The sequence below is a fragment of the Oceanobacillus indicireducens genome, assembly GCF_014647195.1.
GTDB lineage: Bacteria > Bacillota > Bacilli > Bacillales > Amphibacillaceae > Oceanobacillus > Oceanobacillus indicireducens.
Genome location: NZ_BMOS01000015.1, coordinates 15,397 through 31,144 on the forward strand (window position 1 = coordinate 15,397; position 15,748 = coordinate 31,144).

13 protein-coding genes are annotated in these 15,748 nt (G+C 37.5%); 10 read left to right on the top strand and 3 right to left on the bottom strand.

Features of this window, described 5'->3' with window-relative positions; translation table 11 throughout:
- The 3 genes from IEX94_RS20415 to IEX94_RS11475 form a co-directional block, all read right to left on the bottom strand.
- Nucleotides 1-612, bottom strand: a 612-nt coding sequence (locus IEX94_RS20415) for a sodium:solute symporter family transporter (RefSeq protein ID WP_505817626.1), incomplete at its 3' end; no start/stop codon positions are given.
- A 32-nt stretch (nt 613-644) separates the two neighbouring features.
- Nucleotides 645-944 (bottom strand): DUF997 family protein, encoded by a 300-nt coding sequence (locus IEX94_RS11470; RefSeq protein WP_188857524.1) that lies wholly within the window; start codon nt 942-944, stop codon nt 645-647.
- 88 nt (nt 945-1,032) lie between these two features.
- A complete protein-coding gene (locus IEX94_RS11475; protein ID WP_188857526.1) occupies nt 1,033-1,875 on the bottom strand; it encodes a MurR/RpiR family transcriptional regulator in 843 nt (280 codons plus the stop codon).
- A gap of 330 nt (nt 1,876-2,205) precedes the next feature.
- Between IEX94_RS11475 and IEX94_RS11480 the strand changes: the two genes are divergently transcribed.
- The 10 genes from IEX94_RS11480 (at nt 2,206) to IEX94_RS11525 (ending at nt 15,723) form a co-directional block, all read left to right on the top strand.
- Nucleotides 2,206-3,345, top strand: a complete 1,140-nt coding sequence (locus IEX94_RS11480; RefSeq protein ID WP_188857529.1) for an amidohydrolase — start codon at nt 2,206-2,208, stop codon at nt 3,343-3,345.
- Nucleotides 3,338-4,153 (top strand): GNAT family N-acetyltransferase, encoded by an 816-nt coding sequence (locus IEX94_RS11485; RefSeq protein ID WP_188857532.1) that lies wholly within the window; start codon nt 3,338-3,340, stop codon nt 4,151-4,153. Before IEX94_RS11480 ends, IEX94_RS11485 begins: the two co-directional genes overlap by 8 nt.
- A complete protein-coding gene (gene menC, locus IEX94_RS11490; protein WP_188857535.1) occupies nt 4,150-5,259 on the top strand; it encodes an o-succinylbenzoate synthase in 1,110 nt (369 codons plus the stop codon). Before IEX94_RS11485 ends, menC begins: the two co-directional genes overlap by 4 nt.
- 140 nt (nt 5,260-5,399) lie before the next feature.
- Nucleotides 5,400-6,764: a D-serine ammonia-lyase gene (gene dsdA / locus IEX94_RS11495; protein ID WP_188857538.1), complete on the top strand. Its 1,365-nt coding sequence runs from the start codon at nt 5,400-5,402 to the stop codon at nt 6,762-6,764.
- Nucleotides 6,765-7,625: 861 nt separating this feature from the next.
- Nucleotides 7,626-9,719 carry a BglG family transcription antiterminator gene (locus tag IEX94_RS11500; RefSeq protein ID WP_188857541.1) on the top strand — a complete coding sequence of 698 codons (2,094 nt, stop codon included), beginning with the start codon at nt 7,626-7,628 and terminating at the stop codon, nt 9,717-9,719.
- Nucleotides 9,716-10,012: a PTS sugar transporter subunit IIB gene (locus IEX94_RS11505; protein ID WP_188857543.1), complete on the top strand. Its 297-nt coding sequence runs from the start codon at nt 9,716-9,718 to the stop codon at nt 10,010-10,012. Before IEX94_RS11500 ends, IEX94_RS11505 begins: the two co-directional genes overlap by 4 nt.
- Nucleotides 10,009-11,268 carry a PTS ascorbate transporter subunit IIC gene (ulaA, locus tag IEX94_RS11510; protein WP_188857545.1) on the top strand — a complete coding sequence of 420 codons (1,260 nt, stop codon included), beginning with the start codon at nt 10,009-10,011 and terminating at the stop codon, nt 11,266-11,268. The genes IEX94_RS11505 and ulaA overlap by 4 nt, the downstream gene beginning before the upstream one ends.
- 546 nt (nt 11,269-11,814) lie before the next feature.
- Nucleotides 11,815-12,852, top strand: a complete 1,038-nt coding sequence (locus IEX94_RS11515) for an ABC transporter substrate-binding protein (RefSeq protein ID WP_188857548.1) — start codon at nt 11,815-11,817, stop codon at nt 12,850-12,852.
- Between the two features lie 68 nt (nt 12,853-12,920).
- Nucleotides 12,921-14,624, top strand: coding sequence for an ABC transporter permease (locus IEX94_RS11520; RefSeq protein ID WP_188857551.1), 1,704 nt, complete (start codon nt 12,921-12,923; stop codon nt 14,622-14,624).
- 19 nt (nt 14,625-14,643) lie between these two features.
- Nucleotides 14,644-15,723, top strand: a complete 1,080-nt coding sequence (locus tag IEX94_RS11525) for an ABC transporter ATP-binding protein (protein ID WP_188857553.1) — start codon at nt 14,644-14,646, stop codon at nt 15,721-15,723.
- Nucleotides 15,724-15,748 lie beyond the last annotated feature (25 nt).

Genomic DNA, 15,748 nt, shown 5'->3' on the forward strand with positions numbered 1-15,748 from the left:
TTTTTTAATGATACGGCGACCACCGAGAATCATCATTAATCCTTGAATGGCGTCTGTTAAAGCAACTGCCATAAACCCGCCTATAGTAGTGTAGATAACAAGAATAACACCAAAAAGGATTAATCCTGCCTCATAACGAAGCCCTGTTACCGATTCTAAAATAATGGCACCACCTACAAATTGTGCAACCATATATGCTGTCATGAAGATAACAATACCTATTGCACTACCGATAACAACAAGCTTGCTGTTGTATCTGGCTTGCAAAAAGTCCGATAGTGTGACGGCGTTAATTTTTCTTGCAATAATTGCAAACTTTTTCCCTAATACCCCTAAGATATATACTCCCATACCAACTTGGGTTACCAGTACCAACACCCAGGCAAAACCAACATCATATGCGACTCCAGGACCTCCTATAAATGTTCCGGAACTTGCTGCGGAAGCTAAAATTGTAAAAGTTAAAAGAAGTGGGCCCAAACTACGACCACCGACGTAATAGTCTTCCTTAAATTCGGCGTTCCGTTTTTTTAAAAGATGGTTCGCAAAAATACCAATAAGGAATGTTACGAAGATATAAATAATAATTGGCGTCAGAACTTCCCAACTCACTATACTTCACCTCTTCCTTAAACCTATTATTTTTACTCTTGATAACTGTCATCATCAGCATCTAATGACATGTCTTTAAAGAAGAAGATAACCATGATGATGGATGCTATACAAAATATACCGGATGCCCCGAACCCTCCCCAGAAAAACCAGGCGGGTAGCCCAAAGACCATTGTCATATCTTCACCGCTTACTCCATGTCCAAGTGCCATGGATAGGCCGATAACAAGGACAACATTAAAGGCAAACAATATTAAAGTAGCAATAAACTCTCGGTTACATTGCTTAAAGCGCGGATCTTCTTCCCAGTCTGCATAATTATGTTTCTCCATTTTTTACCCTCCGTTACCGAGTGATTAAGATTAAGTGAAAAGATCCTGACATGATAACTTTTAGATTTTATTCCTTTGGCTTTTATTTTTAAAAAAGTTGCAAATCCACTCCTGACTGGTTGTATGCTTCCATACGTTCATCAACTTCTGATTCTCTTGTCATGATGACTCCGCTGATGATTACATTTAACAAAGAGAAAAGGATGCTCATCCCTTTTGTCAGTGTTGGTTTAGGTGTAAGTACTTTCAAAAAAATATCACTAATATAGAATAATGGTGATAACTCATGATCACTAATTCCGATAACTGTTGCCCCTCTTTTTTTTCCTGCTTTTACAAAGTTAAGTGTTTCTGTCGTGTATCTCGGGAAAGAAAATGCAATAATAAGACTATCGTTATTTATGTTAGAGAGGAGCAGATTAGGGTCTCCGATTTGACTTTGATAAAGAATTGTATCTCCTCGTATAATATTGAGTGTATGTGCAAGCCAATGGGCTGCTGCATATGAGGTTCTTACACCAATTACAGTGATATATTTTTTTTGATTGATGGTTTCAATGACTTCTTGAATAAGGGGGTCACTCCATTGTTTCATCTGCCGGTATTTATCCTCTTCCTTAAGCACTGCCTCGACAAATCCATTTCCTAAAGTTGGATGATAGGATACATCCTGAAATTCTTGTAAAGTCTCTTCTTTACTTGAACGCAATAAGAACATCCTAAATTCGGTTTGCAGCTCATTGTATCCAGAATACCCTAGAGTATAGCAAAGCCGGATAACTGTTGTTTCACTTGATTTTGCATTCTCTCCAATTTTTTTGGCAGTTAAAATCACTACTTGATCCGGGTTGTCAATAATATATCGGGCTACTTTTTCCTGGCTAGGTGACAAGTTGTTTGTATGTTTGATCCTTTTAATAAAATCTTGCATTTTACCCTCCTCTTGTTTGAAGCCGTTGCTTCAATATTTTTAATATTTAAAGTTAATACTTTACGCCATTATATATTCTTCTTGTTTTAAGGTCAATAACCATTTACAGATAATTTTATTTAATCTCAAAAAAACACAAGTTATTAAAATATAAATTATTCCAATTGACTGATTATTTTATTCGTGATATGTTTTAAAAAAGTTTATACTTCATATTTTTAATTATTAAAGTATATGCTTCGCAGGGATATAGATTAGTCATTTCCTGGGAAAAAATATATGAACATGATTTCTCTTCGTAAAATATAGATTTAATAGGGAGTTGAAAAAATGATTGGAGAACAATTTTCTGAAGAACTGGAATTAGTTTTTAATCATTTACATGAAAATCCAGAAGTAAGCTGGAAGGAGGTTGAAACGACTGCGTATCTCGAAAACTTTTTAAAAGGTAAAGGGTTAGTGCCAAAAAGATTTGAAAATATGACAGGGCTTTATGTTGATATTGGTAAGGGGCTACCAAAAGTAGGCTTTCGAACTGATATGGATGCATTATGGCAAGAAGTGGATGGAGTTTTTCAAGCGAACCATTCCTGCGGTCACGATGCCCACATGACAGTTGCACTTGGTGTGGCAGTTTTATTAAAAGAGATAGAGTCTGTATTACCTGGTGCAGTAAGAATTATTTTTCAGCCAGCGGAAGAAAAGGCGCAGGGCGCAAAAGCGTTAGTGGGCAAAGGGATTATTGATCCATTACAGTTTTTATTTGGAATTCATGTAAGACCGCTTGTGGAGCTCGATGACGGAACTTATTCCCCTGGCTTACATCACGGGGCAGCAAAATTAATTTCAGGAAAAATAACTGGAATGGAAGCTCACGGGGCTCGTCCTGAGCTAGGAATTAACGCAATAGAGGTTGCAGCTGGTCTTGTCGATGGATTGAAACGTATTTGGCTTAGTCCAACGGAATCAGCTTCAATAAAAATGACTCATCTCCAGGCAGGAGGAAGCTCGACTAATATCGTTCCAGGTACTGCTACTTTCAGTATAGATGCTCGAGCACAAAGTAATCAAACAATGGATGTTCTAACAGATGAATTAGATAAAATCATACGAGCGTTGAAAGTGATGTATGATGTGGACATTGAATATCATGTGGAAACTCATATCGCAGCAGCTGAGGTAGATGAGACAGCTAGTGGTATCTTGAAACAAGCAATTATAGAAACTGTGGGGGAAGACAAATGTGCAGAGGAAATCGTAACTCCAGGTGGTGAAGATTTCCACTTCTTCACCTTCTCCAACCCTAATTTAAAAACAACAATGCTCGGTATTGGTTGCGGCGTATCGCCAGGACTGCATCATCCGAAAATGACATTGAATACGGAACGGTTGCCAACTGGGGCTGATATTATAACAAAGGCGCTTATTTTAGCTTTAGACTATGTAAAAGGAAGCGAGAGATATGATTGAATTACGGGAACTAACAACCATTGTGGAATTGAAAGAAGTTCAGGCTATTGAAAGGCAAGTTTGGGGAATGAATAATATTCCAATCCATCAAACATTAACAGCCGTGAAAAATGGTGGAATGATGATTGGTGCATATATGGAAGGAAAGCTTGTAGGTTTCAGCTATGGATTTCCGGGTTTTAAAGAAGGGGGTGTTTATTTATGTTCACATATGTTGGGAATTGATAAAGAATACAGATCACAGGGAATTGGTGAAATGCTGAAAAGAAAACAGCGAGATATTGCGATTGCAAAGGGGTATGATTGTATAAAGTGGACATTTGACCCCTTGGAAACACGCAATGCTTATCTTAATCTGACAAAACTGCATGGAATTTGTTATATGTATGTGGAAAATTGCTACGGTGATATGCAGGATGGCTTAAATCAAGGTCTCCCTTCCGATCGCTTTGAAGTTCATTGGTATTTAAATAGTCCGCATGTGACGGAGCGAAAAAGAGTTTATACCGGTAATCTTACTCCGCTGAACACGATTATGTTTGATGATAGAGGGCTACCTGCGTTTAAAGTTGGTAATGTTGATAATTTTTTTGCCGAAGCATACTCCCTTGCTGTGCCAAAGGACTTTCAGCGATTAAAGAAGGAAAGTCCTGAGAGAGCAATAGATTGGAGAATTAAGACGAGGAAAGAGTTTGTTCGTATGTTTCAAAAAGATTATGCAGCAGTGAGTCTTGAAGTAGCGGACACGCATGCGAAGTATATTTTTGTGAAAAAAGATACATTAAAGCTTGGAGGAACAAAGCGATGAAAATTACAGATATTACAATTCGTCATTTGCAAATGGAATTAAAGTCCCCCTTCACGACCAGTTTCGGAACATTTAAATCGCGAGACTTTTTGTTGCTTGAAGCGGTAGATGAAAACGGTACAATTGGCTGGGGGGAGTCGGTTGCATTCCATTCCCCATGGTACAATGAGGAAACGTTATATACTAACTGGCATATACTTGAGGACTTTCTAATTCCACTTCTTATAAATAAAGAGATTAGACACCCGGACGAAGTAAGTGAAAAAATCTTTACTTCAATTCGTAAAAATAATATGGCGAAGTCCACGATTGAAGGAGCAATATGGGATATTTATGCCCAACAAACGAATCAGTCTTTAGCGGATGCCCTTGGAGGGAAAAAGGAACAGATTGAGGTTGGTATTAGTATTGGTATTCAGTCAAAGATAGATGACCTTATTACTTTGGTCGATGGCTATGTGAGAGAAGGTTATAAAAGGATCAAGGTAAAAATTAAGCCCGGTTGGGATATTGAGGTCCTGCATGAATTACGTAATAGATTCCCCAAAATAGCAATCATGGCCGATGCGAATTCAGCATATAGTTTGGAAGATATAGATCTGTTAAAACAACTGGATAAATTTGATTTAATGATGATTGAACAACCTTTAGCGTCTGATGATATTATTGATCATGCCCATTTACAAAATGAGTTGAAAACACCAATTTGTCTGGACGAAAGTATTCATTCGTTGGAGGATGCCCGTAAAGCGGTAGAGTTAGGCAGCACGAAAATCATTAATATTAAAATTGGCAGGGTTGGTGGTTTAACCGAGGCAAAGAAAATCCACGATTATTGTGAAAAAAAAGGTATCCCGGTTTGGTGTGGTGGAATGCTGGAATCCGGGATTGGAAGAGCACATAATATTGCTTTAACAACCTTACCGAACTTTACGTTGCCAGGAGATACAGCTGGATCGAATCACTATTGGAAGAGAGATATTATCGTACCCGAAGTTGTTGCTTCGAATGGTTTTATTGAGGTTCCAAAGACCGTGGGGATTGGTTTTAAAGTGAATCAGGAAGTAGTAGAGGAGTTTACTATAAAGAAGAAGCATTATAGGTAAAACTGAATTTTATGTTAGACAAATATGATATGCATCTACTGAAATAAGCATGCTTGTAAATGTTATTAAGAAATAGATTGAACTATTTTCCGAGTCTATCTATTTCTATTTTTAATATCTTGAAAGGTAGTGTTCCGTAAATGAATAATAATCTAATAGCGGGTAAGACAAAAGAAGAATGGATGGAACTCTTTCCCATAATGACCCGGATTATTTCTACTAAAGAAGTATTTTGGAAATCTAACAGTTACTTACCTTTTGAAAAAGCAATGAAGGAAATCACCTTGAAGGAAGAGGATGTAAGAGAAGCGGAGGAGAGACTAAAGCGATTTGCCCCGTATATTGCAAAGGTTTTCCCGGAAACGAAGGAGCTTGATGGAATCATTGAATCCCCTCTCATTAGAATAAATAACATGCAGGCATCATTAGGAAAAATCTTTAATCAAAGTATTGATGGAGATTTGCTTTTAAAATGTGATAATATGTTACCGGTATCAGGTTCCATTAAAGCGCGGGGTGGAATTTATGAAGTTTTAAAGTATGCGGAAGACTTGTTGATTGAAAATAATATGCTTAGTTTAGAAGATGACTATAGTAAGATTGAAAGTCAAGCGTTTAAAGACTTCTTTTCTACTTATACCGTTATTGTAGGATCAACAGGGAATCTTGGTTTAAGCATTGGAATTATCAGTGCAAAGCTGGGGTTTAATGTTACAGTTCATATGTCCAGCGAAGCAAAAACATGGAAAAAGAAAATGCTACAAGACATTGGTGTAACTGTAGTTGAGCATGAAGCTGATTATGGAAAAGCTGTTGAAAGTGGGAGAGAACAGGAGAAGTTGGATGAGAAAAGTTATTTTGTAGATGATGAGAATTCAATTGACTTATTTTTGGGATATGCTGTTGCAGCCTATCGTATGAAAAAACAATTAGAAGAGTTAAGTATTGTAATCGATGAAGATAATCCGTTGTTTGTTTATCTTCCCTGTGGTGTCGGTGGCGGACCAGGTGGAGTTGCTTTCGGCTTAAAACTGATATTTAAAGATCATGTTCATTGCTTTTTTGCAGAACCAACTCATTCACCATGTATGCTCATTGGATTACTTACTGGGGAACATGACAACATATCCGTTCAGGATTTTGGTATTGATAATATTACAATAGCGGATGGACTTGCTGTTGGCAGGCCTTCTGGCTTTGTTGGTAAAATATTAAACAATTTAATTAGTGGTTGTTATACAGTAAGTGATAATCATTTATATTCTTTATTAAGCGTTATAAAAGATTCGGAGGGAATTTCTCTTGAACCTTCTGCTTCTGCTGGTATCTATGGACCCGGTCTGCTGATGCAGGCAGAAAACGGAAGGAAGTACCTAGAAAAACAGGGATTAGTAAATAAAATGAATAATGCTATACATGTAGCTTGGGCGACTGGAGGGAGTATGGTTCCAAAAGAGATAATGGACGAAGACTACAAAAATGGGAAGAAATTGATAAAAGATTAATTTTACCGTTTATTTATCTTAGGGAGTGGCATGGCATATATTAATACGTGCTAGAAGTTGCAACCTTTGGTGTGAAAAAATCAAAGTGATGAGCAAGACATTCAGTATTTCAAAGAGCTTAGTTTCACAGTCGATATTCTTGAAAACTTAAATTCAACATATATATATTGGAAAATGTGCCTTGAATTTCTAAAATATTGTTTCTTCCAGTAAAAATGCACGAAGGTTATTGCTTGTATTTTTGTATGCTGCTTTTGATGATTATAATAAACTTTGGTTCTTCTCCCAATCGATAGGCTATGGGAAGTAAATGACATGATATAAGTTCATTCTGTCAGACTTTTTTTATTCACAGCCATCACCCTTGCTATCGAGGCATTTAGTAATTCTATACCCGGATGGATGATTATAGAGACTTTAAGTCTACTTATGTATTAGATTTTTATATGGTGTAAGACAGTGAAAAGGAGAGTCTTGGAGGGTACAAGGTTATTTGTAGCTTTCAAGACTTTTTAATAATATAGTATAAATTACCGGCATGAACTTAATGCTATCTTAAGAATAAGCTGATCCAACTTTAATGGTACATACAGGGGTGCTTTACGGTAAAAAACTTGTTGACTATGGGTTCAATTCATTACATCTTTAGAATAACTATTCTGCACTATTGTCTGGATTTTATGGATTATTCCTTATATAGAAGATTTACTTGTCGAAAGATGGTATACTATCAAGAAAAATGACAAAGATTACATCCTTGTATTTAAAGAATACATAGTGGTACGAGTTAATGCTTTTTATTTCTGAATATTTCAATTTAGGTTAAGAAAGCGATTAATTATATTGAGTGGAGGGAATGAGATGCTTTCATCTAGACAAAAAAAGATTTTAGAACAATTAATGGAAGAAGAAGCTTTTGTTTCCTTATCTGATTTGAACAAACCATATCAGCTTTCTCCCAGGACGATTCGGCAGGACTTACTTGAGATTGAAACATGGTTAATGGACATTGGTGCTGGATTTAGTTTAGAAAGACATCGCAAGTATGGAGCACGACTTCTATTAGGGGAAAAGCAGAAGCAGGCACTTCAGGAAGCGATGTCTAAGCAAAAGGATTATTTAAGTGCAGCACAGCGCAGATTGGATATGCAAAAGCTTTTATTGCTAAACCCGTTTATACGAGTGGATGAGCTTCTTGAAGATTATGAGATTAGTTTAAATACATTTCAAAATGATTATAATCATTTAAAAGACGAACTGGCGGATTATAAATTACGACTATTGAGGGAAAATAAACAAATTACTTTAGTAGGGGCGGAAAATAATAAGCGGGTGTTATTCTTGGATCTATTAAAGGAACAGTGGACAGAGGAAGAAATCCTGGAGCTATATGTAACAAGAGCGATACCCGCTTCACTTAATGAAAATTATTTAGAGAATATGATAGCAGATGTTGATGTGGATAGTATCATATTTTGGATTGAGCAAGTAGAGGAGCTGAGTGGGCTCGCGTTTATTGATGCAAGTAAATATGAGCTATTTCTAAATTGTGCTGTCCAATGGAAAAGGATTCAATTAGAAGAATACATAGTTGATTTTGATAAAGATGATGAGTTGAAGATTTTAGAGAATGAAAAGTATAAAACAGTCAAACAAGGTTTTATGAAATTAATGGGGTTAAAAGACAATCCTGATAGGCTTTCAAATGAATTAGCTTATATCTCTATGCATCTGCTTGGAGCGAGGCGTTTAAGCGGAGAAGGAGATCACTGGATTAAATATCAGTCTTTATCCGGGGAGATAGTAGCAACTTTTGAACAGGAGAATCGCTTCCGTTTAAGCAACCGGGAGAATATTATTATTGGCCTTTCTACGCATTTGCAATCAGCGATGTATCGGGTGAAGTATAATATTCATATTGATAACCCTTATTTTGATAACTTGGAAAAAGAGTATCATAAATATATTGAACAAGTGAAGAATTTTATTGAGGAGAATCCACATTGGGGCTTAACAAATCTCCATAGACATGAAATTGGCTTTATTGTTGTTCATTTATGTGCCGGAATGGAGCAGGAGCCACAGCTCCCGAGTAAACGGATTGCGATAGTCTGCAGCTCCGGTTTAGGAACATCACGATTGCTCGAACGCACCATGAGAAGGCTATTTCCACAAGTATATATAACAGGGCAATTTTCTGTGAAGGAAGCATATCAGCTTACGGAAAAAGATGTTGACCTAATTGTTACGACTGTTCCGTTTACACAAAAGCTTCAAGTTAATTATGTGAAGGTGAATCCATTATTGTCATTAACAGATCAGCAAAATCTAGAAAGAATCATTGGAAGAGGAACTTACCAGGCAAGCACAGAGCTGCCGGTTGTAGAAACGGTAATGACAATTTATCAATCTGTAAAAAAACATACCATTGTACTGAATGAGGGAGAATTATTTAATGATTTATACCGCTATTTCAGCGGAAATCAGGGAGCCGCTGGATCTGAAGTTACTTCGCTGACATCACCTGCATGCATCCATTTAAAAAATCGGGTTCAGGACTGGAGAGAATCGCTGTCCATATTGAGCCGGTCTTTAGTGAATCAAGGTGTCATTGAACCTACATATGAACAGGAATTGGCTCAAGTGATTAATGAACAGGATCATCATTTTATCGTAGCTCCGGGTGTTGCTTTCCCTCATTTGAACAGTGCATCGATAAAGAAGACTGGTTTTGCGTTTATGACATTAGAAGAGCCGATTGCTTTCGGTGGAGGTGGGGAGAAGGTATGGTGGATCATTTTGCTTGCTGCCAAAGATAAGATTCAGCATGTTACTGCTGTGGAGATGATGCTGGACGTAGTGAATTCTAAGGATTTGTTAAGCAAATTGCGACATGAGCAAAATATAGATGTAATATGGAATTGGATGTTGGAGTATGAGGAGGGGAGCAGATGAAAAAGGTATTAGTTGTTTGTTCAGGTGGCTTAGGGACAAGTCTTGTTTTGAAATTACAAGTAAAACAGCATTTTCAAGAATGGGAGTTAGACGATGTCATTGTTGAACAATCGGATGTAAGTGCTGCCTCCTTTATGAAAGCAGATTTGATTATCGGGGCAAAGCAGGTTGTACAGCATTTGCGGGTAAAAGAAACAGAAATCCTTGGGCTCTCCTTTATTGCAGATAGAGCTTTAGTAAAAGAAAGCTTAGAAAATGCAAATACTGTGAAGCGGTGGCGAGAGCGTGTATGAATATATTTGAAAGTTTTACAAGGGGGTTTATCGGAGAACCTGCTATTTTGTTGGGTGCTATTACATGTATAGGTCTATTACTTGCCAGAGCAGGTTTTTTTCGGGTCCTCAGCGGAACCGTGAAAGTAATGGTAGGGGTAACATTGTTGCAGATAGGGGCTTCTGCTGCCAATGTTTCCCTTTCCAATTTAGCAGTGATGATTCAAGACAGCTTTAATATGATTGGCATGATTCCGCATAATGAAGCGATAACGGCATTAGTACAGATTAATTACGGAAGAGAAATCGCGATAACCATCTCGATTGGAATGGTCGGGCATTTATTAATAGCCCGGTTTACGAGATTAAAGTATGTCTTCTTGTCAGGACATCAAGTACTTTTTATGTCAGCAGTTATTGTGGCTGTTCTACATGCTTCTAAATACGGCTGGTGGGTGTATGTTTTTGGCGGTATCGTGTTAGCGCTGATGATGTCCTGTATGCCTGCGCTGGTTCAGCAGTTTGTCAAACGTGTCACAGACGATGAATCGATTGCGATTGGTCATTTTAACAGTGTTGGCTACTTTATGACAGGTATTTTAAGCACAAGTTTTTTTAAAAGAAAAGAAGAAAAAGGAGATTTTCCGAAATTCATCCGAAAACTGGAGCCTTTTATGTATGATCATGTGTTGATTATTAGTATATTTTCATTTCTGCTCTTTTTTATTGCGGCTATTTTTGCCCAAAGAGATGCTATTCAATACTTGTTTAATGATCAAAATTTTATCATTTTTGTTATTGTGCAATCTTTGTGGTTTACAGCTGGAATGTACTGTATATTAACAGGAGTACGAATGATGATTGCTGAAATTCTGCCAGCATTTGAAGGGGTATCAAGCAGATGGATCAAGGGGTCTATCCCCGCATTAGATGCGCCGGTATTATTCAATTACGCTCCATTAGCTGCGATGGTTGGGTTTACGCTCAGCTTTTTAGGTGGACTTGGTGTGATGTTTGGTATGGCTGCGGTGCAGTATACCATTATTATTCCGGGCGTTATTCCACATTTTTTTTCGGGTGGCGCTGCGGGAGTTATTGCTTATAAGTTACGAGGAATCAAGGCGCTTATTTGTATGAGTATTGTTCATGGGATGGTTATTACGATTCTACCGATTCCGTTATTAAGTTATCTACAGGATTTAGGTTATACACGTACAACATTTGGAGATACAGATTTACAGATTATTGGAATTTTGATTGGGTGGTTGGTGCAGTAATAACTGAATTTGTTATGTCCTCTTTATTTAAACAGAAAGGAATGTTGAAAAACTTCTATACTGCATAATAAAGAGGTTTTTTTATTTTGTACATCTTAAAAAATTTATTTTAAATTATATAGTTTATAGTAAGTATTCAATACCAATTTACTGCAGTTTCAAAAGGAAATAAATTACTATTGATAGTGTAAACGCGCACATATGGAGTTATATACATAATTTAAGAAAGTAATGATAAAACCAGGTGATATCGTTGTCGTGGGCGGGAATCCTTCACCAAGTTTACACCCGTAGACTTAAAGGTTTAATAAGTCTTTTTATACAAGTTGTTAAAGTACTTGCTCAGAAAGCTATTATTGCGCTTGGCCGCTAGCCATCCTCTATCAGTGGCTGAAGTTAATTAGTAATTATCTGAAATCAGTTTATAAAACGATGATTTATACTCTCCTGCTAATTTTATGCCGCTTCAAAAGGAATTCATTTGGCATTGAATGTGGAAGCGCATACACGTAAACTTAAGACATAAGAAAAAAGGAGGTAGTTACATTGAAAAAATCTATAAAATTATTATTTATATTATTAGCTGTTTTTCTGCTAGCCGCGTGCGGATCGAATAATTCAAATGGAGCAGACGGCGGAGATAGTCCAAGTGGAACGTTAACCGTTTATGTTGCATTTCAGGAAGATCATGCAATTGCTGCAATTGACAAGTTCCAACAGGATACAGGAATCGATGTCGATATGGTTCGTATGTCAGCTGGAGAAATCTTAGCAAAGGTCCGCGCGGAAAAAGATAATCCGCAGGCAGATATTTGGTATGGCGGACCAGCAGACACATTTGAAGCTGCTAAAACAGAAGACCTGTTACATGCGTATAATTCCCCCGAAGCAGCAGATATCCCAGAGGAATATAGAGATCCCGATAATTTTTGGACTGGGATTTATGTAGGGGCGATTGGTTTCGCTACAAATCAGAATTTCTTGGATGATAATGGTTTAGAAGCTCCAACAAGTTGGGATGACTTGCTAGACCCTGTGTATGAGAACCAAATAGTTATGGCACATCCAAGTTCATCAGGTACAGCTTATACAGCATTATATTCGATTCTTCGTGCAAAAGGTGGAGATGAAGAAGGTTTTGAGTATTTGGAGGAACTTCATCCGCAAGTGCAACAATACACGACTAGCGGTTCAGCACCGGGAAGAATGGTTGGTATGAATGAAGTAGGAGCAGGAATTTTGTTTGCACATGATATTGTTAAGTATCAAGTAGAAGGATTTGATGACATCGTCCTTTCATTCCCAGAGGATGGTACAGGATTTGAAATTGGAGGAGTCGGTATTATTGAAGGAGCTCCAAATGAAGAACTGGCTCAAGAATTTGTTGATTGGGCTGTAGGACCAGAAGCACAAGAAGTTGGTCAAGAATCAGATAATTTCCAGAGTCTTACACATCCCTCTGCAACTCCGCCTGAAGGAGCTCCAGATTTAGATGAGATCAATCTATTAGATTCAGACCCGAAAGAGGCTGGAGAACGTCGTCAAGAAATTCTTGACCGCTGGGATAATGAAGTAAATAACTAGAGATAGAAAACGTTGAGAATGGGGAGCTGTCAGCTCCCTTTTCAACATAAAAGGAGTGAAAGCTTTTTATGAAGGAGAACATACGCAGATTAGTCAAACAACCAATGTTGTTATTGCTTGTTGTATTGGTTATGCTGACGCTCATTGTATTTATTGTCTATCCACTTTTCCAAATCTTTTTATCCAGTTTTATATCCAATGGTGAAGTAGATTGGCAAGGGTATAAAAGGGTATTTGCCGGCGGACAATTAACCAGTGCTTTAACGAATTCATTGGTTTTAGCAGTCATCGTTTCTATTTTATCAACAGCAATTGCTTATTTCTTTGCTTATACATTAGCTTATATTAAGGTTCCATTTAAGAAATTATTTAACGGAATTGCAATTTTACCAGTAATTTCTCCTCCGTTTGTTATTGCTTTATCAGCAATTCTTCTTTTTGGAAGAGGAGGATTTATTTCTGAGACATTGCTTGGTATAGAAGGAGCAAATATTTATGGATTACATGGTTTGATTCTTGTCCAAACCCTAACCTATTTCCCGGTAGCATTCTTAGTTTTAGCAGGATTGTTGCAATCCATTAGCCCTTCTCTGGAAGAAGCAAGTGATAATCTTGGTTCTACGAAATGGCAGACATTTAAGAAAGTAACCTTGCCATTATCTGTTCCGGGGATTGGAAATGCTTTTTTACTTGTATTTATTCAGTCGATGGCTGATTTCGGGAACCCAATGACCATTGGGGGAGATTATAATACGGTGGCGAGAGAGATTTATATGCAGGCAGTTGGAAGCTATAATATGCAGGCTGGAGCAGCTCTTGCAATGGTTTTACTTAGTGTAACAGTTATTTTATATGTACTCCAGAATTTTTGGATTGGGAAGAAGAATTATGTCACAGTTACTGGAAAACCAACTGGAGTTCGAAAAATGATTTCCCAAGGTATGTTTCGCCGAGTGATGATTGCCATTTGTTTCGGTTTATCGGGAACTGTTATTTTATTCTATATCTTAGTTCCTATTGGATCGTTTATCCAGCTATGGGGTGTAAATTATAGCTTTACATTAGATCATTATAATTATGTGTTTTCTATCGGTCAAAAAGCAGTTAGAGACACTTTACGACTATCCATTATTGCGACGCCAATTGGAGGACTATTTGCAATGATTCTTGCATTCTTGATTGTTCGTAAAAGATTTGCAGGAAAAAAATTAATGGAAGGGATTAGCATGCTTTCTATGGCTATTCCAGGTACTGTAATCGGTATCTCTTATATCTTGGCGTTTAATCAGGCGCCGTTAGCAATTACTGGGACAGCATTGATTATTATCGCTGCATTCATTGTTCGTGCGATGCCAGTGGGAATTCGGTCCGGGATTACTTCGCTTCAACAGATAGATCCTTCGATAGAAGAAGCGGCAACAAATCTGGGGGCGAGCGGTTCCAAGACCTTCTTTTCCATCGTGCTGCCTTTGATTCGACCGGCATTTTTCAGTTCAATCGTATACACTTTCGTAAAAAGTATGACAGCGATGAGCGCTGTAATCTTCCTGGTTTCGGCCAAATATAACCTGATTACTGCTTCTATCTTAGCGCAAGTAGAGTCAGGAAGAATTGGCGTTGCAAGTGCATATTGTACATTATTGATTATCTTAATGATTGTCGCGATGTTAATTTTAAATGGCTTAACTTCTTTATTTACTGGTAAATGGAAGTTAAGAAAAGATCAACAAACAGGTGCAGAAATTGCTTCAAAAGATTCTGTGACGACTTAAATACTTGGAGGGATAACACATGTCAGCAAAATCCGTAAAGTTAGAGAATGTAACGAAACATTTTACCGATGATGAAGGCAAGACAATGACAGCAGTTAATGATGTCAGTTTGCATATTGAAAAAGGAGAATTTGCAACACTATTAGGTCCTTCCGGATGTGGAAAGACAACTACATTGCGTATGATTGCCGGATTTGAAGAACTATCGAACGGCGTAATCATGTTTGGAGAGGATAATGTTCAAAACATCCCTGCAAATAAAAGAGACTGTACAATGGTATTCCAATCTTATGCATTGTTTCCGCATATGTCCGTATATGACAACATTTGCTATGGACTAAAACTGAAAAAGTTAAGTAAAAGTGAAATTGAAAAACGAGTGACACCTGTAATGGATATTATGAACTTACATGTAAATAAAAACAGAATGCCAAACCAATTGTCTGGCGGTCAGCAGCAGCGTGTTGCGCTTGCCCGGGCATTGGTAATGGAGCCTGGAGTACTGCTTTTCGATGAACCGTTATCCAATTTAGATGCCAAACTTCGGATTACCATGCGTGATGAAATTCGCCGTATCCAGAAAAAACTTGGTATTACAGCAATTTATGTAACACATGATCAAAGTGAAGCGATGAGTTTGAGTGACCGTATTGTTGTTATGAATGAAGGGCGTATTGAACAAGTTGGACCGCCGATGGAAATTTATCAAAAGCCAAAAACAAAATTTGTTTCCGATTTTATTGGGACAGCTAACTTCTTAGAAGGGGTTGTAGATAAGAAAGAATCGGATCGTCTCTTTGTAAAAACGAAACAAACTACTATCGAAGTTTTACAGCAGAATGCGGATACATTTCATGAAGGGCAATCTGTTTCAGTGGTCGTTCGTCCAGAAGCAATCAATCTAGATAAGGAAGGGACAGAATCTGCGAAGGTTCTTAAAAGTGTGTTTATGGGACAGATACAAGAATACGAGTTAGATTTTAATGGTATTCAATTGCATGCAGTTGTTGCAGATCCGGGCGGGAAAGAAGTTTATTATGACGGCGATAGTGTAAATCTGACATTTTCACAACGTTCGTTGCATGTTGTACCAGCATAAGGTTAAATAGAAGGAAAGGAGAGAT